At 69.1% G+C, this 24,005-nt stretch carries 22 protein-coding genes and 1 pseudogene; 16 read left to right on the forward strand and 7 right to left on the reverse strand.

The annotated features are described in order from the left end of the window. The 3 genes and pseudogenes from MKK84_RS35950 to MKK84_RS16290 form a co-directional block, all read right to left on the reverse strand. On the reverse strand, positions 1-137 hold a 137-nt coding region (locus tag MKK84_RS35950; protein WP_409566515.1), incomplete at its 3' end, for an autotransporter-associated beta strand repeat-containing protein. A gap of 64 nt (positions 138-201) precedes the next feature. After that, positions 202-1,878, reverse strand: a pseudogene (locus MKK84_RS16285) (S8 family serine peptidase); the annotation flags it as partial. 487 nt (positions 1,879-2,365) lie between these two features. Continuing rightward, positions 2,366-2,536, reverse strand: coding sequence for a hypothetical protein (locus MKK84_RS16290; protein ID WP_243921442.1), 171 nt, complete (start codon positions 2,534-2,536; stop codon positions 2,366-2,368). Between MKK84_RS16290 and MKK84_RS35710 the strand changes: the two genes are divergently transcribed. The 6 genes from MKK84_RS35710 (at position 2,522) to MKK84_RS16320 (ending at position 9,058) form a co-directional block, all read left to right on the forward strand. Next, positions 2,522-3,382 (forward strand): helix-turn-helix domain-containing protein, encoded by an 861-nt coding sequence (locus MKK84_RS35710; protein ID WP_409566513.1) that lies wholly within the window; start codon positions 2,522-2,524, stop codon positions 3,380-3,382. The genes MKK84_RS16290 and MKK84_RS35710 overlap by 15 nt on opposite strands. A 326-nt stretch (positions 3,383-3,708) precedes the next feature. Then, a complete protein-coding gene (locus MKK84_RS16300) occupies positions 3,709-4,950 on the forward strand; it encodes a metallophosphoesterase family protein (RefSeq protein WP_243921444.1) in 1,242 nt (413 codons plus the stop codon). Positions 4,951-5,017: 67 nt separating this feature from the next. After that, positions 5,018-6,286 carry an arsenic transporter gene (locus MKK84_RS16305; protein WP_243921445.1) on the forward strand — a complete coding sequence of 423 codons (1,269 nt, stop codon included), beginning with the start codon at positions 5,018-5,020 and terminating at the stop codon, positions 6,284-6,286. 31 nt (positions 6,287-6,317) lie between these two features. Continuing rightward, positions 6,318-7,238, forward strand: coding sequence for a DMT family transporter (locus MKK84_RS16310; protein WP_243921447.1), 921 nt, complete (start codon positions 6,318-6,320; stop codon positions 7,236-7,238). Between the two features lie 9 nt (positions 7,239-7,247). Continuing rightward, entirely contained in the window at positions 7,248-8,645 is a 1,398-nt protein-coding gene (locus MKK84_RS16315) for a TAXI family TRAP transporter solute-binding subunit (protein ID WP_243921449.1), read from the forward strand. Between the two features lie 176 nt (positions 8,646-8,821). Beyond that, entirely contained in the window at positions 8,822-9,058 is a 237-nt protein-coding gene (locus tag MKK84_RS16320; RefSeq protein WP_243921451.1) for a hypothetical protein, read from the forward strand. Positions 9,059-9,135: 77 nt separating this feature from the next. Here the strand turns inward: MKK84_RS16320 and MKK84_RS16325 are convergent, their stop codons facing one another. Further along, positions 9,136-9,633: a peptide deformylase gene (locus tag MKK84_RS16325; RefSeq protein ID WP_243921453.1), complete on the reverse strand. Its 498-nt coding sequence runs from the start codon at positions 9,631-9,633 to the stop codon at positions 9,136-9,138. 200 nt (positions 9,634-9,833) lie between these two features. Here MKK84_RS16325 and MKK84_RS16330 point away from each other — a divergent pair, with 200 nt between their 5' ends. Then, positions 9,834-11,870 (forward strand): molybdopterin-dependent oxidoreductase, encoded by a 2,037-nt coding sequence (locus MKK84_RS16330; RefSeq protein WP_243921455.1) that lies wholly within the window; start codon positions 9,834-9,836, stop codon positions 11,868-11,870. Between the two features lie 135 nt (positions 11,871-12,005). Here the strand turns inward: MKK84_RS16330 and MKK84_RS16335 are convergent, their stop codons facing one another. Further along, complete coding sequence (locus tag MKK84_RS16335; protein ID WP_243921457.1) at positions 12,006-13,577, reverse strand: ABC transporter substrate-binding protein; 1,572 nt, start codon at positions 13,575-13,577, stop codon at positions 12,006-12,008. Between the two features lie 351 nt (positions 13,578-13,928). Between MKK84_RS16335 and MKK84_RS16340 the strand changes: the two genes are divergently transcribed. After that, a complete protein-coding gene (locus tag MKK84_RS16340) occupies positions 13,929-14,168 on the forward strand; it encodes a hypothetical protein (RefSeq protein ID WP_243921459.1) in 240 nt (79 codons plus the stop codon). A 270-nt stretch (positions 14,169-14,438) separates the two neighbouring features. After that, positions 14,439-14,981 carry a hypothetical protein gene (locus MKK84_RS16345; RefSeq protein WP_243921461.1) on the forward strand — a complete coding sequence of 181 codons (543 nt, stop codon included), beginning with the start codon at positions 14,439-14,441 and terminating at the stop codon, positions 14,979-14,981. Between the two features lie 138 nt (positions 14,982-15,119). On the opposite strand, the gene MKK84_RS16350 is transcribed toward MKK84_RS16345, so the two are convergent. Then, complete coding sequence (locus MKK84_RS16350; protein WP_243921463.1) at positions 15,120-15,725, reverse strand: CYTH domain-containing protein; 606 nt, start codon at positions 15,723-15,725, stop codon at positions 15,120-15,122. Between the two features lie 166 nt (positions 15,726-15,891). Between MKK84_RS16350 and MKK84_RS16355 the strand changes: the two genes are divergently transcribed. From MKK84_RS16355 to MKK84_RS16385, 7 genes are all read left to right on the forward strand, one after another. Then, positions 15,892-16,296, forward strand: coding sequence for an NUDIX hydrolase (locus MKK84_RS16355; RefSeq protein ID WP_313899342.1), 405 nt, complete (start codon positions 15,892-15,894; stop codon positions 16,294-16,296). Between the two features lie 101 nt (positions 16,297-16,397). Next, positions 16,398-18,872 carry an EAL domain-containing protein gene (locus MKK84_RS16360; protein WP_243921465.1) on the forward strand — a complete coding sequence of 825 codons (2,475 nt, stop codon included), beginning with the start codon at positions 16,398-16,400 and terminating at the stop codon, positions 18,870-18,872. A gap of 132 nt (positions 18,873-19,004) precedes the next feature. Beyond that, complete coding sequence (locus MKK84_RS16365; RefSeq protein WP_243921467.1) at positions 19,005-19,202, forward strand: hypothetical protein; 198 nt, start codon at positions 19,005-19,007, stop codon at positions 19,200-19,202. Between the two features lie 251 nt (positions 19,203-19,453). Then, positions 19,454-20,014: an aldehyde dehydrogenase iron-sulfur subunit PaoA gene (gene paoA / locus MKK84_RS16370; protein ID WP_243921469.1), complete on the forward strand. Its 561-nt coding sequence runs from the start codon at positions 19,454-19,456 to the stop codon at positions 20,012-20,014. After that, positions 20,011-20,961, forward strand: coding sequence for an FAD binding domain-containing protein (locus tag MKK84_RS16375; RefSeq protein WP_243921471.1), 951 nt, complete (start codon positions 20,011-20,013; stop codon positions 20,959-20,961). The genes paoA and MKK84_RS16375 overlap by 4 nt, the downstream gene beginning before the upstream one ends. Positions 20,962-20,964: 3 nt before the next feature. Beyond that, positions 20,965-23,184, forward strand: a complete 2,220-nt coding sequence (gene paoC / locus MKK84_RS16380; protein ID WP_243921473.1) for an aldehyde oxidoreductase molybdenum-binding subunit PaoC — start codon at positions 20,965-20,967, stop codon at positions 23,182-23,184. Between the two features lie 101 nt (positions 23,185-23,285). Further along, complete coding sequence (locus MKK84_RS16385) at positions 23,286-23,732, forward strand: response regulator (protein ID WP_243921475.1); 447 nt, start codon at positions 23,286-23,288, stop codon at positions 23,730-23,732. A gap of 43 nt (positions 23,733-23,775) precedes the next feature. Here MKK84_RS16385 and MKK84_RS16390 read toward each other — a convergent pair whose 3' ends face one another. Then, positions 23,776-23,988 (reverse strand): hypothetical protein, encoded by a 213-nt coding sequence (locus tag MKK84_RS16390; protein ID WP_243921477.1) that lies wholly within the window; start codon positions 23,986-23,988, stop codon positions 23,776-23,778. Between the last annotated feature and the right edge of the window lie 17 nt (positions 23,989-24,005).

Raw genomic sequence — 24,005 nt, forward strand, 5'->3', positions numbered from 1 at the left:
ACGGGCGAGGCCCAGAACCCGTCGAGCGAGAGTGTGCCGGCCTGGATCGTGGTCGGGCCCGAGAAGCGTCCGGGGCCGGTGAGCTTGAGCGTGCCGGATCCGGCCTTGGTCAGGCTGGTGGGTGCGGTGCTCTCCAGGACGACCGTCCGGACCGATCGACACCGGGGATACGAGGCGGCCGGTGGCCGTCAGCGCCAGCGTGCCGGCCTCCACCGTGGTACCGCCCGTAAGGGTGTTGGCCGCCGTCAGGACCGCCGTGCCCGAGCCGTCCTTGAGGAGGAAGCCCGGCTCGAACCCGTCCGCGATCACACCCGCGAAGGTCGAGGAGCCGATATCGATGCGCAGGCCGCCGTGGCCGTCGAGGGTGACCGGATGCGCGGTGGAGAAGCCGTCTGCCAGCACCCGCAGTCGTCCGCCGCCGCCGAGGGTGAGGCCGGTGCCGTCCGCGCCGAGGTTGCGGTCGCGCGACACGGCCAGGGTTCCGCCATAGACCTTGTTGCCGCCCGCGTAGGTGTTGTCGCCGGCGAGTTCGAGGGTGCCGGCGCCGACCTTGGTCAGGCCGCCGATCCCGGAGATGTCGTTGGCGAAGGTGCCGTAATAGGCTTGGCCGCTATAGGTGGTGTCGACCGTCCAGTTGCGGGTGAACTGCCCCGGGCCGTCGATCGCCTTGCCGAGGTTGAGCAGGCCCCAGCCGTAGGTCTGCCGGTCGCCCAGCGACGTCGCGGTCGTCAAGATCGTCTGGCCGATCTGCGGCGCCGTCAGAAACGGGAACGCTTGGCGCAGCACCGCGGCCGCACCCGCCACATGGGGCGCCGCCATCGAGGTCCCGGTGTATTTCACAAATCCGCCGTTCGGGATCGTCGACAGTATGTCGGTGCCCGGAGCGGAGATGCACCAGTCGGCCGCAGCGCCGCAATGGTTGCTGCTGTCCGCTACTGTGTTGTTTTTATCAACTTTGACGACGGCGATGACATAGCCCGTTACAGCCGAGAAATCCGCCTCGTCGTGCTCAAATCCAATTTTATCCTGCAGAAAATAGACGTTTTTTGCAGCGTGATCTGATCTTATATAGAGAATTAGGGATGAGCTGGATGCATTGCGCCATTTATAAAGATTTCACGGTACATGTTTATTGCCGGACGCGAAGACCTGAAGCGCATCCTGATCGGCGGCTGCCTTCATGGCATTATAGGCATCGACCATTGCTTCGTAACTGTAAGCCTGAAAGACATGGGGGTCCTTGAAGGAGTAGCCATAGCTTCCGTTCAGGACGCGGGCCCCATGGTTGGCCGCGTATCGGACCGCTCCTTCGACGTCTGTCCCGGTTGGCCGGCGTCCGTAGCGTTGATTGATGATTTCCGCGTCGGACGGTTCGTCTGGGATGAAGGGATTGCGCTCCGTCGTCATGATCGCGTTCAGCGACGAGATCTGGCTACCGACCGGCGATGCCCCGATCGTGCCCGACACGTGCGTGCCGTGGCTGTTGACATCGACCAGGATATGACTGTCCAGCAATCCGACCGGGGTCCAAAAATTCCGCGAGTCACTCAGGATGCGACCGGCGAATTTCGGGTGATTCGGATCGATGCCGCTGTCGACGACGGCCACTGGAACGTTGAGCCCGGTGAAGCCGCGCGCATAGGCGTCGGCGGCGTTGATGGCCCGGAGCCTCCAGTCGCCCGTGTAGGCCTCCCCCGCTTCGAAATCCGCTGCCGTCAGCGGACGGCCCGCGGAATCCAAGGTCGAGGGCGAGCGTTGCGGCCGCAGCCCGTCATCCTCCGCGGCGACCGGCCCCAGCGCCACCATCAGCGCCGTCAGCAAGCATCCGAACAGTAATCCCGCGCGCGACGGCCCACGACGCAGCGGTCCGGATGACATCAGTCCAAGATGATTGCACGCATCGCGGCCACGCTCCGCCTAGATCTGCCCAAAACCCATGCCTCTGCCCCCGAAACGTACACACAACGCACGTCCAGATGCCTAGCAGGGGCAAATTTCACACGCTGTCACTTGCTTGCGACAGGATTTGGCCGCGCATCGATTTGGGATTGCTATACCCGATTCTGAGACGGAATGCCCCATCCTGCCCGCAGATGGATCGTCGAGGACCGATCGGTGGGCGCGTGATCCGGCGATGCGCGAGCAAAATCACACGTCGCAGCACGCGCCGGCGTCGTACGACACACGGGCCGTTAGATTAATTCCAATGATAAAACCCGAATCAACAATGAAACAGATCAAAAATTCTACGTTGCGTCTCGTCTGATAATCCAGTTTGCGACAAATCATCGTTGTTTGAAACGAGAGATCCGTCAGGCTTAACAGAATGTCTTTCGTCGATACAGATCCGGGCCTTGCCGCAACCTCATCCGGTGGCGGTGTCCACGGCAGCGAAGTCGCCTGCCTGCGTTTCGAGCCGCCCTAGGATCCCGAGGCCCTCGGCCGGGCGTGGCAGGATCACCTCGCGCCGATCTTCGCCGTCAGCTTCCGGCCCGAGACCGACCTGACCGCCCCGATCGCGATGCGCAGCTATCACCTCGGCGACCTCCTGATCGGCGACGTGATCGCGCCGGCCCACACCCTCGTGCGGTCGTCAGAGATGATCAGCCAGCAGGGGCTGGACCATATCCTGCTGCAGTTCTACCGCCGGGGGCGCAGCCGCGTGGAGACCGCGTACGGCACCTGGCCCGTCTCCGAGATCCAGGCCATCGTGTTCGACCTCGCGCAGCCCGTGCGCATCGTCGCGGATGCGGTCGATGCCACCAACGTCCTGATCCCACGTCTTCTGCTGGAGCAGCAGAGCTGCCAGCCGGACGCCCTGCACGGCCGCCCCCTGGACCATGACGGCGACCCGTTCGGGCGCCTCGTTCACACCTTCGTGGCGAACGTCGCCGCCTGCGGCGACCTCTTCGATCGGCGCGAGGCCCAGTCGGCCTCGGCGGCGATCATCCAGCTCTGCGCGAGCTGGCTGCGGGGGCGGGGGGAGGGCCGCACGTCCCGGAACCCGGACGTCCGGATCCGGGTCCGCCGCCTCGTGGAGGCGGAACTCGGCAACCCGGAACTCACGCCGGGGCTGATCGCGACGCGGCTGGGCCTGTCGCGCTCGACGCTGTACCGGCTCTTCGCCCCGGACAGTGTCGTCGCGTATATCCGTGACCGGCGCCTGATGACCGCGATGCGGATGCTCGCGCGCGAGGACGGGTCGAGGCCCGTCCGGATCGGGCAGGTCGCCTACGCGGTCGGCTTCACCGACGAGCGGACGTTCCGGCGGGCGTTCAAGCGCCGGTTCGGCTTCGTGCCCAGCTCCGCACAGCGCCCCGCCGAGACCGGACCGCACGCGACCCCCGGGGCGGTGCTGCGCCACTGGATCGAGAGCCTCTGAGACGCTCCGCGGGCGGCTGTTTATCCACCCGGAGAGCGACTTGGGGAAGCGTTCGCCCAATCGGCCGCAATCGTCACACAGCGTGCGCATGTGTCCATCAAGCAGACACAGACCGTCCGATTTCACGACACTTTCCCGGATCTGTTCGGCAACCCGCCGTCGATCACGAAAAGTTAGGTTCCACCCGCCCCGGCCAGCAGCCCGCTCACGGAACTTGACCGGCTCCGGGGCGTCGGGCCGTTCGCAACACTGACGGCCGTCTTGCAGGGCCTGTCCGGAGGGCACGATTGTGGGCGGGACAGGTAGAGCGATCGGGCGGGCGCCTCATGCGTGAGACGCACGACGTGTTCGCCTTCGCGCATATCGGCGACCTCCACCTGCAGGGCGGGGGCGACCGGAACGTCGACGACTTGCGGGCGATCCTCGCCGAGATCGACGGCCTCCACGGGTACGGCCTCCTCGACTTCGCCTACCTGCCGGGCGACCTCGCCGAAGACGGGCTCGCGGCGCAGTACACGATCCTGATCAACGCCCTGGCGGCCCATCCGCGCCTGCCGGTCCGCCTGATCGCCGGGGATCACGACCGCCAGTACGGTACGATGACGGATTTCGACGCCCTGTTCGCGCAGGTGGCGGGCAGCGCGCGGGGCGGCGATCACCACGCGCAAGACCATCACTTGTCCAAGTTCGGACAGCCCGACCCCGTCAGGCAGTACTACTTCGCCGACACGATTGCCGGCGTGCGCTGCCTGTTCCTCGACATGATCAGCGCTGGCTATGGCCGGAAGGGGTTCGGGCTCGATTTCCGGCTCGGTCCCTACCAGCTCGCTTGGCTCCGGAACGAACTCGATTACGCCGACCGGAACGGCCTGCCCTGCGCGGTCTTCACCCACACCTATCCGGACGACCTCAACGGGCCGGGCGAGAAGGCTGCGCTGGCCGGCCTGATCCGCGGCCACAACGTCCGCCTCGTCGAGATGGGCCACACCCATTACAACGAACTCGCCCATGACGGGCGCACGCTCTACGCCTCGGCCCGCTCGGTCGGTCAGAACGAGGACGGCTCGGTGGGCTACGCGGTGGCGGCGATCGATGGCGCCGTGACGAGCTGGCGCTTCAAGCCCCTCGACCAAGCGCTCCCCGTCACGATGATCACGAGCCCCGCCGACCGGCGCCTCGCCACCGCGGCCCTCGGTCCCAGCGCCACGATCACGGTGCGTGCCCTCGTGCTGTCGAGCGCGCCGCAGGCGGCTTGGTGCTGCTGGGCGCGGGTCGATGACGGTCCGGCTTATCCGATGAGCCCGGCCAGCCCGCGTATCGTCGAGGCGCAGGTTCCGTGGCCGGTTGGGTCGCGCCGCCTGTCCGTCACGGTGACCAACGGGACTCTGAATCCATGCACCCTGGCGCCGAACACCGACACCGATTCGATCGAACCCGTCTCTTGTTGCTTCGTGCCGCCGCTGGCACCGGACCGACCCGGCAGCGACGCGTTCCGCACGCCGTTCTGGCCCGAGAAGGGCATCCGGGGCGACCAGCTCGGCCCCAACCGCAACGGCCGGGGCTGGTAGCCGGCCTCTACCGAAACGCTGCACACATCCCTTTCCCGACTCACCCGATACAGGACTACCGGAACCGATGGGCGCGCTGACGCTGACCCCCAATCTTGCCACCTGGGCGATCGCGGCCCTCGCGACTCTCGGCGTCATCCTGCGGCCGTTCTCATGGCCGGAGGCGATCTGGGCCGTGCTCGGCGCAGGCGCCCTGGTCGCCCTGGGGCTGCTCGCCCCCGCCACCGCCTGGGAGGGTGTGCTCAAGGGGACGGACGTCTACCTGTTCCTCGTCGGCATGATGCTGATGTCGGAGGTCGCCCGGAAGGAGGGCCTGTTCGACTGGCTGGCCTCGATCGCGGTCCGCGCCGCCAAGGGCTCGGCCACCCGGCTGTTCACCCTGGTCTATCTCGTCGGCACGGTCGTCACGGTGTTCCTGTCGAACGACGCCTGCGCGGTGGTGCTGACACCCGCCGTCTACGCGGCCACCAAGGCCGCCAAGGTCGAGAACCCGCTCCCCTACCTGTTCGTCTGCGCCTTCATCGCCAACGCGGCGAGCTTCGTGCTGCCGATCTCGAACCCGGCCAACCTCGTGGTCTTCGCCGATCACATGCCGCCGCTCATGCGGTGGCTTGCCCTGTTCGCGCTGCCCTCCCTGCTTGCCATCGTGACGACCTACGCGGTTTTGCGCCTGACCCAGGCCAAGACCCTCCGCGACCAGAGCGTGGCGACCGACGTCGAAGCCCAGCCGCTCTCCCGCACCGGCCTCGTGGCCGGCCTCGGCATCGTGGCGACCGGCGGCGTGCTGATCGCGGCTTCCGCGCTCGGCCTCGATCTCGGCTTGCCGACCTTCGTGGCGGGCCTGGCCACCACCGTGGTCGTGCTGCTGCTCAAGCGCGGTGGCCTCGTGGAGGTCGCCAAGGACGTGTCGTGGAGCGTGCTGCCGCTGGTGGCCGGCCTGTTCGTGCTGGTGGAGGCCCTGGAGAAGACCGGCGTGCTGGCCATGCTGGCGGACCTGCTCAAGGGCTACGCCCACGCCGCCCCGGAGGCCACTGCCTGGGGGGCGGGCGGCCTGATCGCGGTGCTGTGCAATCTCGTCAACAACCTGCCGGCCGGCCTGATCGCGGGGGCCGCCGTCCATGCCGCCCAGGTGCCCGAAAAGGTCGCGGGCGCCATCCTGATCGGCGTCGATCTGGGCCCGAACCTCTCGGTGACGGGTTCTCTGGCGACGATCCTCTGGCTCACCGCCATCCGCCGCGAGGGCCAGGATGTCGGCGCCTGGACCTTCCTGAAGCTCGGCCTGCTGGTGATGCCCTCGGCCCTCCTGCTGGCGCTCGCCGGCCTGCTCCTCGTCTGAATTCCCGCCCCGAGAACCCCAAGGTCCGCGCGTGACGGCTGCCCTCCTCTATCCCTTCATCCTGGTGGCCGGCGCGCTGCAGGCGCTCGGCAACGCCATGAACGCGCAGCTGCGGGGCAGGCTGGTCAACCCGTGGCTGGCCGCGACGGTGTCGTTCCTGCCGATCGTGTTCGTGTTCACGACCCTGTTCTTCACGATGCCGACGCCCCTGCCGAGCCTCGAGGGCTTGAGCCGGATGCCCTGGTACGCCCCGCTCGGCGGCGTGGCCGGCGCGGTGGCGGTGTTCGGCGGACTCGCCTTCATCGACAAGGTCGGCGCCGGGCCGTTCAACGGCCTGACGCTCACCGCCAACATCCTCACCTCGCTGGCGATGGACGCGTTCGGGCTGTTCGGCCTGCAGGCCTCGGGCTTCAAACCGCTCCCCTGGCTCGGCGGCCTGCTGATGGCGGTGGGCGTCACCTTCATCGCGCGCTCGGGCGGCAAGAAGGACAGCGGTGAGAAGGGCCCCGGCGGCAAGCTGCTCTACCCGTTCATCATCGTGGCCGGCGCCCTCATGGCGATCGGCGTGGTCTGGAATGCGCAGCTCCGGGGCGCCCTGGAGAATCCCTGGCTCGCCGCAACGGTCTCGTTCATCCCGGTCGTGTTCGTGTTCGCGCTGGTCTTCCTGCTGCGTCCGTCGCCGCTGCCGACCCGGGACGACCTCGCGGGGGTCCGCTGGTGGATGCCGCTCGCCGGCATCACCGGAGCGGTGGCGGTGTTCGCCGGGCTGCTGTTCGTCGACAAGGTCGGGGCCGGTGCCTTCAACGGCCTCTTGATCACCGCCAACCTGCTCACCTCGGTGGCGCTCGACCATTTCGGCTGGTTCGGCATGAAGCAGGTCAAGGCCGGCATGCCGCGCCTTGTCGGCGCCGCCGTGATGGTCGCCGGCATCGTGCTGATCTCGCTGTTCTGAGCGACCGGGATGTGGGCCTTCCCCGCCTGGCTGCTGCGCCGCGAGGTCCTGATCCTGGCGGGGGCCGTCCTGCTCGGCGCGGGCGGGACGGCGGCGTGGTACCTGCTTCAGGCGACGGTGCTCACCATCGCGGTCGCCCCCCGGGACGGCACCGAGCCCGGCCTGATCAAGGCCTATGCCGACGCGCTCGACGCCGCGCACGAAAACGTCCGATTGAAGATCCTGTCCTTCGACGACGTGCGCGAGAGCGCCGCCGCCTTGCAGGACGGGCGCGCCGACCTTGCGGTGGTTCGCCCCGACGTGCTGCTGCCGACCAACGGCCTGACCCTGGCGATCCTGCGCGATCAGGCGATGATCATCGCCTCGCCGGAGCAGGCCGGGATCAAGAGTTTTCCGAAGCTCGCCGGCAAGCGACTCGGCATCGCGGCCCACCGGGACGCCGACCTCTGGCTCCTGCGGAACATCCTCGGGTATTACGGCCTCACCCTGGAGGAAGCGGCCGGTCCCGCGCGGGATTCCGCGGTGCTGCTGGTCCCGGTCGATCAGGAGGCGGTGGCGGGGGCCTTCCGCGAGAAGCGGATCGATGCCTTCGTCAGCATCATCGCGCCCTCGGCGCCCAAGGCGCTCGCACTCGTGGGGGCCGTGCAGGGGCTCGCCCGCGGCGGCAAGGTCGAGTTCGTCGCCGTGGAGGACGACGACGCCGTGATCCAGCGCTTCCCGCGGCTCCAGGCGGTGACCATTCCGGGGGGCCTGTTCGCCGGCCGCCCGAAGCTGCCGGCCGACGACGTGAAGACGGTCGGCGCCTCCTACCGGCTGATGGCCCGGGCTTCCTTAAGCCGCGTGGTGGTGGCCGACGTGACCCAGCAGCTCTTCGAGAAGCGCACCGCCGCCGCCCAGGTCACGGACGCCGCCGAGTACGTCCAGGCTCCGGCCTACGACACCACGGTGGCGGCGACCAGCGCCCGCATCCCGATCCATCCCGGCGCCATCGACTATTACGAGCGCGACCAGCACGGCTTCATCGAGCGCTACGGTGACACGCTCTACCTGCTCGGCGCGCTGGCGGGCGGCCTCGTCTCGATGCTGGCTTGGATCCGCCAGCGCCTCGCCAGCCTACGCCGGGAGCGAATCGACGAGATCATCGATCGGCTCCTGGAGATCGCCGGGCAGGCCCGGGCCTTGCGCGATCCGGAGGCGATCGAGGCGCTGACCGTCGAGGTCGATGCGCTCGCCATGGATGTGGTCCGCTACACCCGGGAGCGGGAGCCCGACCCGCCGGTCCTGTCGGCGGCTTCGGTCGCCATCGACACGGCCCGGGCCACGATCGCGGATTGCCGGATCCGGGCCGACGAGGCCGGGGCCCGCATCGGTCGCTCCGTGCGGCTGCACGGTTCGGGCGGGACCTGAAGGCCGGGCGCGGCTATCGCCGGCAAGACGATTCGTACGTTTCCGGGCCTCATGCCAACGTATGAGAAGAAGGTGTTTGCGTTAGCTTCCGAGGAGAGAACAAGAGTCTCCGCGGGTGCGGAAATTCGAAAGACGCCTCCATTGCTGTCGGGTGGGTCCGAGGCAACATTCCCACCATGCGCACGCCGTCCGAAATCCAGCCGATAGCCTTTGATCCGTTCGGCGAACCCGTCGCGGACGGCGTCGCTCGCGCCTGTCCGGAGGTTGCGGGCGACCGGACCGCCCGGCGTGTCGGCGGTGCCGTGTTTTGGACGCTCGCCCTGGTGATCCTGGCCGGACGCATCTACGCCTACGACATGCCGGTGGTGCAGGATGTCGCGGCCCACGCGGTCCAGATGCTGGCCCTGCGCTGAGGGTGTTGGCCAGATTTCTGGTTTGCTGTGCTGCGCTCTGTTGTGCCGAACAGGTGTCCACTTCGGCAAAGAGCACGTTAACCTGATTTCGTCTTGCCGAATCGCTTGAGCAGACGCTCGCGCTTCAGGCGGGACAAGCGGTCGATCCAGAAGACGCCGTCGAGCTGATCGATCTCGTGCTGGACGACCGCAGCCTCGAAACCCTCCGCGATCTGCTCATGCTTCGTCCCCTCAAGGTCGCGATAGCCGAACCGTATGTCGGCCGGCCGGGTGATCCGTTCCCGCACCCCCGGCATGCTGACGCTGCCCTCCTCCTGGGTCGCCGTTTCCGGTGAGGCCCAGAGCACAACCGGATTCACGTAGACGCGCCGCTCCGTCTCCGGCGACATCCGGAACACCACGACCCGGGCGGGCACGCCGATATGCGGGGCGGTGAGGCCGATGGCGCTGACCTCCAGAAGCGTGTCCCAGACATCGGCCACGAGCGCCGACAGGTCCGGCCCGAACGCCTCGACCGGGGCGGCCGGATGCGAAAGGCGCGGATCCGGGAACAGGACGAGGGGGCGGGCCGGCATGGGCGGTTCACCTGGGACGGTATGGCTGCGGCCTTCCTGCATCGCGGCAGGGCTATAGGGCAATCCGGAGCCCGTGCGACCGGTGCCGTTGGTGCGGGGGAACCGGGAGACCACGCACCGATCTCCTCCAGATTCGCCAAGCCGCCTCAAAAACGCACGGGCCTTGCATCATTCCTGTCGGCGCCACGGGAGTTCATCGCTTGGTCCGGACCGTCTGCCCGCACGATTGCCCCTCCGCCTGCAGCCTCGATGTGCAGGTGGACGACGGACGCGTCGTTTCGGTCCGCGGGGGCGACAATCCCTACACGGCCGGTGTGATCTGCGCGAAGGTCAGCCGCTACGGCGAGCGCGTCCACCATCCGGATCGGCTCCTCCATCCGCTGGAGCGCGTCGGCCCGAAAGGTGGCGGACAATGGCGGCGGATCTCCTGGGACGCGGCGCTCGACCGTCTGACCACGGCCCTCGCCGAGGCGGCGGAACGCTACGGCCCGGAAGCCGTCTGGCCGTACAATTCGGGCGGCACCATGGGCCTCGTCCAGCGGGACGGGATCCACCGCCTGACCCACGCGATGGGCTATTCGCGGCGCAAGCGCACCATCTGCACGGCGATCGCCATCGCGGGCTGGAGCGCCGGGACCGGGCGGATCGCCGGGCCGGATCCCCGCGAGATGGCGCAATCGGACCTGATCGTCGTCTGGGGCGGCAATCCGGTGAGCACCCAGGTCAACGCGATGACCCATATCAGCCGCGCCCGGAAGGTCCGGGGCGCCAAGCTGGTGGTGATCGATCCCTACCGCACCGGCACCGCGGCGGCGGCCGACCTCCACCTCGCCCCCCGGCCGGGCACCGACGGGGCTCTGGCCTGCGCGGTGCTCCACGTCCTGTTCCGCGACGGTTATGCGGACCGGGCCTACCTCGCCGCCCATGCCGAGGATACGGCGGCGCTCGAGGCCCATCTGGCCGCGCGCACGCCCGAATGGGCGGCGGCGATCACCGGCCTGGATCCCGCCGCCATCGAGGCCTTCGCGGCGCTCTACGGCCGGACGCCGCGCAGCTACATCCGCTGCGGCTTCGGCTTCACCCGCAGCCGCAACGGCGCCGTGAACCTCCACGCGGTGACCTGCCTGCCGACCGTCACCGGTGCGTGGCAGCATGAAGGTGGCGGCGCGCTCTGGCAGCAGGCGGCGATCTTCAACTGGGACAAGACCCTGACGGAGGGGCTCGACGTCAAGGCGCCGGGCGTGCGCGAGCTCGACATGAGCCGGCTCGGCGCCATCCTGGCCGACGATGCCGACGCCCTGCAGGGCGGGCCGCCGGTGCGCGCCATGCTGATCCAGTCGGCCAACCCCGCCGTCTCGGCCCCTGATAGCGCCCGGGTGCGCGCCGGGCTGGCGAGACCGGACGTGTTCGTGGCCGTGCACGAGCAGTTCATGACCGAGACCGCGGCGCTGGCCGACCTCGTCCTGCCGGCCACCACCTTCCTGGAGCACGACGACATCTACGGGGCCGGCGGCCACAGCCACATCCAGGCGGGGCCGGCGATCCTGACGCCGCCGGGGGAGTGCCGCTCGAACCACACGCTGCTGTCGGCGCTCGCCGCCCGGCTCGGGGCGGACCACGCGGGCTTCCAGCTGAGCGCCCGCGAACTCGCCGACGCCACGCTGGCCCGCTCGGGCTGGGGCGGCCTCGACCGGCTCGATGCGGCGGGCTGGATCGATGCGCAGCCGGATTTCGCCGAGAGCCACTTCCTCACCGGATTCGGCCATCCAGGCGGGCGCTTCCGCTTCGCCCCCGACTGGGCGGCGCTCGGCCCCCGCGCGGCCGGGATGCCGGTCCTGCCCGATCACTGGCCGGTGGCCGAGCCCGCCGATGCGGATCACCCGTTCCGGATGATCGCACCACCGGCCCGCCAGTTCCTCAACACGACCTTCACCAACGTGCCCGAGTCGCTCCGCCGGGAGGGGCGGCCGACCTGCCTGCTTCATCCGGAGGACGGGGCGCGGCTCGGGATCGCCACGGGCGACGCCATCGAGATCGGGAATGTCCGTGGCCGGGTGCGGCTGCATGCCCGCCTCGCCGAGGGGCAGCAGCCGGGCGTCGTGGTGGTCGAGAGCCTGTGGCCGAGCGCGTCGTTCGGCGGTGGCAGCGGGATCAACACGCTGGTCGGATCCGCCCCGGCGGCGCCCAACGACGGCGCCGCCTTCCACGACACCGCCGTCTGGGTCCGGGCTGCCTGAGCCCCAGTCCTCGTTTCGAAAGGTCGAGACCTTTCGTGGGTCCAGGGCAGAGCCCTACAAAGCATCTCAGGGCTCTGCCCTGAGAACCCGCCAAAGGGCTGAAGCCCTCTGGAAACCCGGTTCTCGAATGGGCGCTCAGCCTTTCTTCACGTTCCAGAACACCGGCACGCCGTCGAGCACCCCCGTCAGGGTCGGCTTGTACGAGGTCTGGTTGAAGTATTGGCCGAGCGGCAGGTAGGGCAGATCGATGAAGGCCTGGCGCTGGAGATCAGCCGCGAGCGCCTTGCGGGCGGCGGTGTCGGGGGCGTCGAGCCATTGATCCCGCAGAGCCTCGATCCGCGCGCTGGTCGGCCAACCGATCGGCGCGGTCTGGCCGGTCCCCCGCAGGAAGGCACTGACGGCCGGGTTGGCCTGATCGAGCCCCGCCCAGAAGGTGCAGAAGGCGCTCCAGCCGCCCTGGGCGACCGGGTCCTTCTTGGCCCGCCGCTGCACCACCGAGCCCCAGTCCATGATCTGGTAATCGACGTTGAAGCCCGCGCGGGTGAGCATGTCGGCGGCGACATCGGCCATCGCCTTCAGGCTCGGGAAGTCGGAGGCGCCCATCAGCACGACCTTCTCGCCCTTGTATCCGGCCGCCGCCAGCGCCTTCTTGGCGCCTTCGTAGTCGCGCTTGGCTGTCAGGACGTCGAGCCCGACATCGCTCGCCATCGGCAGGCCGGGGCAGAAGAAGCCGGTCGGCACGTGGGTCAGCTTGGGGTCGGTGCCGGTCACAGCCTGCATGACGTCGGTCTGATCGACCACCTTCAGCAGCACCTGCCGGATCGCCGGGTTGTCGAAGGGCGGCTGAAGCTGGTTCATCCGCAGGCAGCCGATCAGGCCGGTCGGGTCGGCGATCCGCGTCGTCAGCTTGGAGAGCGTCGGCACGAGGTCGGCCGGCGGCTGCTCCCACCAATCCATCTCTCCGGTCTGCATGGCCGAAGCGGCGGTGGCCTGATCGGGGATGACGTTCCACTCGACCCGGTCCACGAACACGCGCTTGGGACCGGAGGTCCATTGCGGTTCCCCACCCTCGCGGGGGACATAGCCAGCAAATCGCTCGTAGACGACGCGGGCGCCGACCACGCGCTCGTCGGCCTTGAAGCGGAACGGCCCGCTGCCGACCATCTCGGTCACCTGGGTGAACGGGTCGGTCTTGGCGAGCCGCTCCGGCATGATGGCGCAGATCGCTGAGGCGACCTTGCCGAGCGCGTCCGGCAGCAGCGGGAAGGGCTTTTTCAGGCGGAACTGAATCGTCTTGTCATCCGGCGCGGAGAGTTCGTCCGTATAGGCCATGAGCGTCTGGCCCATGGCGTCGCGCTTGCCCCAGCGGGCGATGCTCGCCACGCAATCCCGGGCGAGCACCGGGCTGCCGTCGTGGAACATCAGCCCGGGCCGGAGGGTGAGCCGCCAGAGCGTGCCGTCGTTCTCCACCGTATGCCCGGCCACCATCTGGGGCTGGGCGCTGTAGCTGGCATCGGTGCCGTAGAGCGTGTCGAACACCGCAAGCCCGTGGTTCCGGGTGACGTAGGCGGTCGTCCAGATCGGATCGAGTACCGTCAGGTCGGCCTGCGGGATGAACTTGAGGACCCGCGCGGCCGTGCCCTGCGCCAACGCCGGGGCGGCCAGCGCCGCGCCCGACAGGGCCATGAAGGATCGTCTGTTGAGCATGCCAGCCTGTCCACCCGGTGAGGTCCACGGCAGCGTAGCATGCCCCGGGCCAGGAGAGGCAGGAACGGCCCGCAGGCTGTAACAGGCCGCCCGTCCCGCTGCGCAAACGGCGCCTCGCGCGGCGGGACGGGCGTCAGAAGCACTTTATTCGACCCGATATGAGCGCATGTTTCCGACGGCCGGTGGCATGGACAAGGTTTTGTCAACAGAAAGACTTTATTGACTTCCACACGGCCGGGGTGGTCGCGCGCGGCCAATCAGGACGTCCCTCGGGCGTGGATCCGGTCGGCGAGACACAGCCGCCGTGCCGGTCCGATGACCGGACAGGCTTCTCCAGGATCACGTCACGCCATGAATTTCACGGTCTCCGCGCGTGTCTCCGCGCGCCGGTTCGCCTATCAGCACGCATCCGTCCTCAACGCCCTGGACCAGGGCATGAGCTTGATCGCCGCCGGCATGGCCGACGTGACGATCACCGACGGGAACGGCCGGACCCGGTCGCCGGCGGCCCTCTATCAATCCCTGTTCGGCGGCAGCCGCGCCGGTGCGCCGCAGGGCGCGGCGGCCGCCGGGGTGCTGCAGGCCGCCTGATCAGACCAAGGGTCGTGCCCGATCGGGTTTCAATCCCGCACGGCCCTAAACCCGCGTTTTGGCGCACCCCCTTGCGCCGAACCGGTGTTCACTTCGGCGACGGGCGCTCTCATCCCGGCGTTCCATCGGGGTCGTCACGACTGACCTTGTGAACAAAGAAATTCGGCGGATACGGAATCGTGTTTCTGGACATTCCGTGAGATCAGGCATAACCTAAGAGTGTTCGCGCCGCCGACGTTTCGGTTCGAATGCTTCCAAGGATCGCTGTACATGAAGCGCCGTAGCGCGCGGCCATTTATGGTCGAAGTCAAGAACGCCCGGACCCCCCGCACTGCTCTGAGAGATGTCGAGCCGCAGGCGCGACCCGACAAGGTTCTCTGGCCGGAGCTGGTCCAGGCGGCAGAGCCGAAGCCGAGGCCGGTGCTGCCGGCCCTCGATGCGGCGCCAGCCCCGGGGCTGAAGGAGCCGGATGCCCCGGCCCGTCGCGTCCTGCCGAGCCTCGTGCCCATGTTCCAGAACACGGACGAGCCGGAGCCGGAGCCGGAGCCCGCGATCGAGCCGCGGCGGACGCGGACCCGCCGCGAGAAGGCCCCCGCGGTCACGCCGGCGGTCCGGACGTCCACGCCGGTCGAGACGCTGCCAGAGATCCGCGCCGCTGCGATCCAGCCCGAGGCTGGTCCGTCGAAGCCGCTCGCTGCGGATCCAGCCGGGCCCAAACGGGGCACGCCGCCGCGGCCCGCGGCCTGGCGTCGGACGAAGGAGCTCCGGCTCGGCGAACGCTGGAAGCGGCGGCTCCCGCCCTATCTCCGCTGAGACGAATGCGGGCCGTGCGACGGCCTTGGCCGTTCTTGCGGCGGCCGGCAGTCGACTCTCAGGATCGCATCACGCGCAACGGTGTTCGCCCTCGACAGGCGGCGGGTTCTCCCGGCGCCCGCGACCCATCACCCAAGTTCACGCCGCCGCCTGCAGGGGCATCGAACCGCCGGCCAAGCGCGAATTGCGGTATCGCGCATCATCCGTGACTTCGCACTCGACCCACGGCGGCAAGATCACCGGCTGATCCTCGCGCTCGAGTTCGATCTCCGCCAGGATCAGGCCCGCCAGCGCGCCGCCGAATACATCGACGTCCCAGACGGCTCCGGCATGCACGACCCGGAAGCGCGTCTTCTCCAGACGCCGGCTGGCCGGCACGCCCGCCAGCAGCGCCGCGCCGTCCGCCCGGGGGATCGCGAACTCGACCTCTTCGCGGGATGTGCCGCGCCGCGGGCTTTTCCACGTCACCAGCATAAGCTGGCCCGCTTGGCGGATGCGGATCGTGTTGGCGGCATCGGTGTAGAGATAGCCCTGAATCAGCGGCGTCCCCGACCGGCAGTGCGTCAGCACAGCCGGGCTCGCGATGAATTTGCGCTCGATTTCGACAGCCATGCTGCGACTCTGGGTCGTTGAACCCTGGAACTTTCGCCTACAAATCATCGCGCCGCAAGCACGCTGTCCGATCCTGAGGATCGCGTGACAAGCACGGCTCTTTGCGCATTGGAACGTGATGCAAAACCGCATTTATCAACTATGTAAAGGCGGTGGGAGATCAAAGATTGCAGAATCGCTACCGGAAAATTCATTCCTCATACCCGCGAGATCATCGCTGAAAACGGAATCAAAAAGCCCGAGTCTGAAGAAACGACTCCGGAAGGCGCGGGCCAAGCCGCTCAAGCAGGTTGCGGCGCTGCCGTTCCGGGTCGGCCCGGACGGCCGGATCGAGGTGCTGCTGATCACCTCGCGGGATACCGGGCGCTGGATCATCCCCAAGGGCTGGCCGATGATCGGCCGCAAGGCGCATCAGGCCGCCGCGCGTGAGGCGTTCGAGGAGGCCGGTCTGACCGGACAGATCGCGGCCGATCCGGTCGGCTGGTACCGCTACGAGAAGCGCCTCACCCAAGGGCGCGCGTTGCCCTGCAAGGTGCGCGTCTATCCGCTCCGGGTCGAGATCGAGCACCCACACTGGCCGGAGCAGGCGCAGCGGACACTCCGGTGGTTCGCGCCGGAGGATGCGGCACGCCTGGTCCACGAGGACGACCTTCGGCGTCTGCTCGCGGACTTCACCGCCGGACCTCGCCGCGGCCAAGTTTGAGGATCCGTGGCGCGAGTTGCATATTCCCGTAGCGGTGTGCAACTTCTGATTAGTATTCGATGCGTAACCTACCGGACAATACCGCCGGTTGGATTGCCTCGATGTACCGTGCCTTCACCTGCTTGACCGAAGAGCACACCGCCTGGGTGGTGGTCCTTGCCGCCAGCGTGTGCTGGATCACCTGCTTGGTCGCGCTGAAGCTCGAACAGCGGGTCCGGACCCGCACCAACGGCTCCGACCTGATCTGGCTCCTGGCGGCCGGATTCTCGATCGGCTCCGGGATTTGGAGCACGCATTTCATCGGCATGCTGGGCTACGATCCCGGCGTGGTCCTGGGCTACGAGCCACGGACCACATTGCTCTCGCTCGTCGTCGCCATCGCGGCCGCCTCGGCGGCGTTCCTGTTCGCGCGATCGGGCTCGTCCGCGGAACCTTCGACGCGGCCGTCGGCCTGGGCAGGCGCGGGTGCGGGCCTCGTCCTCGGCCTCGGCATCGCCTGCATGCACTTCCTCGGCATCGCGGGAGTGCGGCTGCCCGGGCATTTCACCTGGGACGGCGCGCTCGCCGGCACCGCCATCGTGGCGGGCGTGCTCCTGGCGGCGGCCGGCATGGCGGTCCATGTCCGCGGCACCGACGGTCTCACCCGGGCGGCGGCGGCCACGATCCTGACGCTGGCGATCGCGCTGCTTCACTTCCTGGCCATGGCGGCGATCCAGGTGGTGCCGGATCCGGCCCTGGCTGTCCCGCAGCTCGGCCTCGACCGCCGCGTGCTGGCCGGGGTGATCGCCGCCGTGATGGCGGTGATCCTGGGCTTCGGCGCCCTGACGCTGATGCTGGACCGCCTGCACAGCATGAACGTCGCGCTGGCCCGCCAGGGCCGCATGCTTCAGGAGAAGACCCGGCTGCTGGACGAAGCCCTCGACAGCATGGACCAGGGGCTCATCAAGGTCGATGCGGGCGGCATCGTGCGCGTGTGCAACGAGCGGGCGCTGGCGCTGCTCGATCTGCCGCGGGCGATGATGCAGGCCCAGCCGAGCTACCGGGCGGTCCTGCGCTATCAGGCCGGCCAGCGGGAGCGGAACCGCACCGACCGGGCCTTCCGCGCCTGGGTGGCGCGCAGCGAAGCGGGGCAGGCTCATGTTCACGAGCGCGCGCGCCCGAACGGCCGCGTGCTCGAAGTCCGCACCGTGCCCCTGGCGGATGGCGGTTTCGTGCGGACCTTCACCGACATCACCAAGCGCAAGGCCGCCGAGGCCGAGGTGGCGCGCCTCGCCCGCCACGACGTGCTCACCGGCCTGCCGAACCGGGCCCTGTTCCACGAGACCGTGGAGCGGAGTCTGGCCGACATCGCCCAGCATGCGGGTGATTGCGCGGTCCTGTACCTCGATCTCGACGGGTTCAAGGGCGTGAACGACAGCCTCGGCCATCAGGCCGGGGACGCGCTCCTGCGGCACATCGCGGGCGCCCTCGTGAGCGTTGCCGGGGCCGGGGCCGTGGCCCGCTTGGGGGGCGACGAGTTCGCCGTGCTGACCCCCGGCGGGTTCGCGGAGGCTGGTGCCCTGGCCGAGCGCCTCATCGCGCTGTTCGACCATCCGCTCTGCGTGGGTGAGCACCGGATCGGCGTCGGCCTCAGTGTCGGCATCGCGCTCGCCCCCGAGCACGGCATGGCGGCGGAGTGCCTGTACCGGCGCGCCGACCTCGCCCTCTACCGGGCCAAGGCCGAGGGGCGCGGCACGTTCCGCGTCTTCACGCCCGCCATGGACGAGGAGGCGGAGGCGCGCCGGGTGCTGGAGCGCGACCTGCGCCAAGCCATGGATGAGGACGGGCTCAGCCTCCACTACCAGCCGCAGGTGGACGGCCGGACCGGCGCGCTGATCGGGTTCGAGGCGCTTCTGCGTTGGGTCCACCCGGTGCGCGGCAACATCGCGCCGGACGTCTTCGTGCCGCTGGCCGAGGAGACCGGGCTGATCGTCGCGCTGGGCGAGTGGGTGCTGCGCGCGGCCTGCCGCGAGGCCGCGGGGTGGGCGCAGCCCCTGAAGGTCGCCGTCAACCTCTCACCGCGGCAGTTCCAGAGACCCGAACTGCCCGAGCGGGTCCTGGCCATCCTGGCGCAGACCGGTCTGGCGCCCGGCCGCCTGGAACTCGAGGTCACCGAAAGCATCATCATCAACGACATGGACCGGGCCGTGGGCATCCTCCGGCGCCTGAGGAACTACGGCATCCGGATCAGCATGGATGATTTCGGGACCGGCTACGCGTCGCTGGCCACCCTCCAGGCCTTCCCGTTCGACAAGCTCAAGATCGATCGCTCCTTCGTGGCCCAGATCGGCTCGGAGCCGCAGGCGGCCGTGATCGTGCGGGCCGTGCTCGGTCTCGGCCGCAGCCTGGGCATGGGGGTGGTGGCCGAGGGCGTCGAGACCGAGGCGCAGCGGGCGTTCCTCGCCGAGGAGGCCTGCGGCGAGATGCAGGGCTACCTGTTCGGCAAGCCGCGCCCGATCGCCGACTACGCCACGGAGCTCGAACCCACCGCCGACATGGCTGCCCGGGCCGCCCCCCGCCTCACGCGGGTTGGCTGACGCCGTCGCAGCGGGAACCGAGGCGGCATCCCGCCGTTGGTTCAGCAGATTGGATCGTTTCTAAGTTTTGAACGGTCTGCTGAAACGACGCCCGGACGGCCCTGCGGTCGCCGGTCCCACGGGAGCCTGATCATGAACGCCAAGTGTGAGACCTGCCGGTTCTTCGACGAGCACAAGGGCAACGGCGCCATCGCGCAGAACGATGCCGGCCTGTGCCGCTTCAACCCGCCCGTCAGCCAGCCTGCGCCCGAAGCGAAGGGGCTCTGGCCCGTGGTCGCCTCCGCGGATTGGTGCGGCCACTACACCCCCGAGATGACCGCGGCCGAGTAAGCGCTGCGCACGGATGGCGGATGGGGCCGGCCTTCGGGTCGGCCCTTTCCTTTGGCCACACGCCTTCGATGGCCGCGACGGATGGGCCCAGCTTTGTCCGAACCCCTGATCGTCGCGCGTCCGCCGCCTACCTTGGAGCCGATCCAGGGTGTTAACGTTGCCCTCAGGCACTCCGTTTCGCGACCGGCCGAGTCGGCCGGATCCCAGCGATGCACCGCCTGCACAGTTCGATCTGAACCGGAGAGATTTTGATGGTGGGAGCCACCGCCACGGCGGCCGCGACACGAACCGACGAGCCGGTCCTCGCCACAGTCACCTTCACGGTGAACGGGCAGCGCCGCGAACTCGAACTCGACACCCGCACCAGCCTGCTCGATGCCGCCCGCGAGCACCTGCACCTGACGGGCTCCAAGAAGGGCTGTGACCACGGCCAGTGCGGCGCCTGCACGATGATCGTCGATGGCCGGCGCATCAACGCCTGCCTGACGCTGGCAATCATGCATCAGGGCGCCGAGATCACCACGATCGAGGGCCTCGGCCAGCCGGACCACCTGCATCCGATGCAGGCCGCGTTCGTGAAGCATGACGGCTACCAGTGCGGCTACTGCACGCCGGGCCAGATCTGCTCGGGCGTCGCCGTCCTCGAAGAGATCAAGGCCGGCATCCCGAGCCATGTCACCGCCGACCTCGAGGCCACGCCCCAGGTCACCGAAGCCGAGATCCGCGAGCGCATGAGCGGCAACATCTGCCGCTGCGGCGCCTATTCCAACATCGTCGAGGCGATGACCGAGGTCGCGGGAGCGCGGGCATGAAGTCCTTCACGTACGAGCGTCCCAGCTCCCCCGCCGAGGCCGCCGCCGCGGTCGCCCGCACGCCGGAGGCGAAGTTCATCGCCGGCGGCACCAACCTCCTCGACCTGATGAAGCTGCAGATCGAGACCCCGCGCCACCTCGTGGACGTGAACGGGCTCGGCCTCGACACGGTGGAGCCGACAGACGAGGGCGGTCTGCGCATCGGCGCCCTGGTGCGCAACACAGATCTCGCCGCCCATCCGCGGGTGCGCACGGATTACGGCGTCCTCGCCCGCGCGCTTCTCGCCGGCGCCTCCGGCCAGTTGCGCAACAAGGCGACCACCGCCGGCAACCTGCTCCAGCGGACCCGCTGCCCGTACTTTTACGACACCGCGCAGGCCTGCAACAAACGCCAGCCCGGCTCCGGCTGCTCGGCACTGGACGGCGTGAGCCGCCAGCTCGCGGTGATCGGCGGCAGCGAGGCCTGCATCGCCACACATCCCGGCGACATGGCGGTGGCCATGCGGGTGCTCGACGCCACCGTCGAGACGATCGACGCCGCTGGCGCCGCGCGAAAAATCCCGATCGCCGAGTTCCACCGCCTGCCCGGCGACGAGCCGTCCCGCGACACGAACCTCGAGCCCGGGGAACTGATCACCGCGGTGACGCTGCCGAAGCCGGTTGTTGGGACGCACATCTACCGAAAGGTCCGCGACCGGGCGTCCTACGCCTACGCGCTGGTCTCGGTGGCGGCGATCCTGGGCAAGGACGGCAGCGGCCACGTCGCCTTCGGCGGCGTCGCCCACAAGCCCTGGCGGGTCGAGGCGGCCGAGGCCGACCTGCCGAAGGGCGCGAAGGCGGTGACAAGCCGAGTCTTCGCCGACGCCAAGCCGACCCACGAGAACGCCTACAAGCTGACGCTCGCCGAGCGGACACTCAGCGCAGCGCTCAACCAAGCGAGGGCCTGAACCATGAAGTTCGACACCCAAGCCGGCCCGAACCCGATCGACCGCCTTAAGGTCGTGGGCCACGCCACCGACCGGATCGACGGCAAGTACAAGACCACCGGTACCGCGCCCTACGCCTACGAGCGCCACGACGTGGCGCCGGACGCCGCCTATGGCTACGTGCTGGGCTCGTCCATCGCCAAGGGCCGGGTGCGAAGCATCGACACCGCGTCGGCCCGGCAGGCCCCCGGCGTGATCGCGATCGTCACCACCCTCGACACCCCCCGGGTCGAGCGCGGCGTGATGAACGTCGCCTACCTGTTCGGCGGCGACGTGATCCAGCACTACCATCAGGCCGTCGCGGTCGTGGTGGCCGAGACTTTCGAGCAGGCCCGGGCGGCGTCGTTCCTCGTGACGGTCGATTACGCCCCGGAAGCCGGCGTGTTCGATCTCGCGGCTGCCGCCAAGGATGCCGAGCCGGTCCCGGCCGACAGCGGCGAGGGCAGCGGTGGCAACGGCGAGGAGCGCGTCGGCGATTTCGAGGCGGCGTTCGCGCAGGCGCCGGTCACGCTCGACGCGTCCTACAAGACCGCCGACGAGAGCCACGCCATGATGGAGCCGCACGCCACGGTGGCGGCCTGGGACGGCGAGAAGGTCACGCTCTGGACGTCCAACCAGATGATCGGCTGGGGCCACGGCAGCCTCGCCAAGATGCTGAACCTGCCCAAGGACAAGGTCCGGCTCGACGCCCCCTATGTCGGCGGCGGCTTCGGCGGCAAGCTGTTCGTACGCGCCGACGCGGTGCTGGCGGCTTTGGCCGCGAAGGCCGCCGGGCGCCCTGTGAAGGTCGCGCTGACGCGCCCGCTGATCGCCAACAACACCACCCACCGGCCGGCCACGATCCAGCGGGTGCGGATCGGCGCCACGCAGGACGGCACCATCACGGCGATCGCGCACGAGAGCACCTCCGGCAACCTGCCGGATGGCGATCCCGAGACGGCGGTGAACCAGACCAAGTTCCTCTACGCGGGCAAGAACCGCCTGACCGCCATGAAGCTCGCCCGGCTCGACCTGCCGGAGGGCAACGCCATGCGGGCGCCCGGCGAGGCCCCGGGACTGGCGGTGCTCGAAGTTGCCATGGACGAGATGGCGGAGAAGCTCGGCCTCGACCCCGTGGAGTTCCGCATCCGCAACGACACACAGGTCGTCCCGACCAAGCCGGATCTGCGCTTCTCGCAGCGCGACCTCGTGGGCTGCCTCAAGCTCGGCGTGGAGCGGTTCGGGTGGGCCAAGCGCAACCCGAAGCCCGGCCAGGTGCGAGACGGGCAGTGGCTCGTCGGTCTCGGCATGGCGGCGGCGTTCCGCGACAACATGGTGATGAAGTCGGGCGCCCGGGTGCGGCTCGATGCCGGCGGCACGGTCACGGTCGAGACCGACATGACCGATATCGGCACCGGCAGCTACACGATCATCGCGCAGACGGCCGCCGAGATGATGGGCGTGCCCCTCAATCGTGTGGTGGTCCGCCTCGGCGATTCCGATTTCCCGGTCTCGTCGGGCTCGGGCGGCCAGTTCGGTGCCAATTCCTCGACCGCGGGCGTCTACGCGGCCTGCGTGAAGCTGCGGGAGTCGATCGCCCAAAAACTCGGGTTCAACGCCACCGACGCGGTGTTCGAGGACGGCGAGGTCCGCGCCGGCAACCGCGCCATCCCGCTGGCCCAGGCCGCGGCCGAGGGCGAGCTGGTCGCCGAGGATACGATCGAGTTCGGCGATTTCTCGAAGACGCAGCAGGTCTCGACCTTCGGCGCCCACTTCGTCGAAGTCGCGGTGGACGTCTACACCGCCGAGGTCCGGGTCCGGCGGATGCTGGCGGTCTGCGCAGCCGGGCGGATCCTCAACCCGAAATCGGCCCGCAGCCAGGTGATCGGCGGCATGGTCATGGGCACCGGCGCGGCTCTGATGGAGGAGCTGGCGGTCGATACCAAGCGCGGCTTCTTCGCCAACCACGATCTGGCTGGTTACGAGGTGCCGGTCCACGCCGACATCCCCCACCAGGAGGTGATCTTCCTCGACGAGACCGATCCGATGTCCTCGCCCATGAAGGCGAAGGGCGTGGGCGAACTCGGCATCTCGGGGATCGCCGCCGCGGTGGCCAACGCGATCTACAACGCCACTGGCATCCGCGTGCGGGATTATCCGATCACCCTCGACAAGCTGATCGACCGGATGCCGGACGCGGCCTGAACGGCCCGGGAGGGATGCCCCTCCCGGGCCGCCACGACAAAGTGACCGGGCCGGATCGAGCCCGGCCGCGTTGATGCGGCATCTGTCGCTTGGAGATCCTTATGGCGGACGCGTATGCGCCGCGGCCCGCGGTGCTGCTGGTCGAGGATGATCCCGTGCAGCTCATGGAGGCGGCCGCGGCTCTGCGGGAGGCCGGCTACGCGGTGGCCGAGGCATCCACCGTCGAGGCCGCGCAAGCGCATCTGGCAGCCCGGCCGGACCTCGTCGCCATGGTGGCGGATGTCGATCTCGCGGGCGCGCCTCTCACCGGCTTCACCCTCGCCAAGGCGGTGGCGGCGCGCTGGCCCGAACGCGCGATCCTGATCGTATCGGGGTTCGCCTGGCCGGCCGAGGGTGAGGTGCCGATGGGGGCGGGCTACCTGCGCAAGCCATTCACCGCGGATGGGCTCGCGACCGCCCTGCGGGCCGTGCTCACCGCACGCGGCCTGGACATTTCCGACACCGCGCCCGACCTCGGCACCATGGGAAGCGGGCAGGAGGCCCGCTGACGCCGGCCCCCTGATCGCGCCGGCCAACCGTGGCGGGCACCGGTCAGTCGGCGCGCTCGCTCGCCTTCGCAGCGCCGTCATCGGACAGGAGCCAGTCGGGCAGGACCGGGATGACTGCTCCGGCGATCGCGCCGGCGCTTTCCAGGGCCCGTCCCGCCTTCGCCTCGGGGCTCTCCGCCCGGACCTCCGCGAACAACTTGCGGGCCAAGCGATCGAGTTCCTCGTCCGAAAGCTGCTGCCCGTTCGGATCCGCCATCGGAGACCTCCTCGACT

Origin of the sequence: Methylobacterium sp. E-065 (genome assembly GCF_022829605.1) — a bacterium.
In the GTDB taxonomy this organism is placed as follows: domain Bacteria; phylum Pseudomonadota; class Alphaproteobacteria; order Rhizobiales; family Beijerinckiaceae; genus Methylobacterium.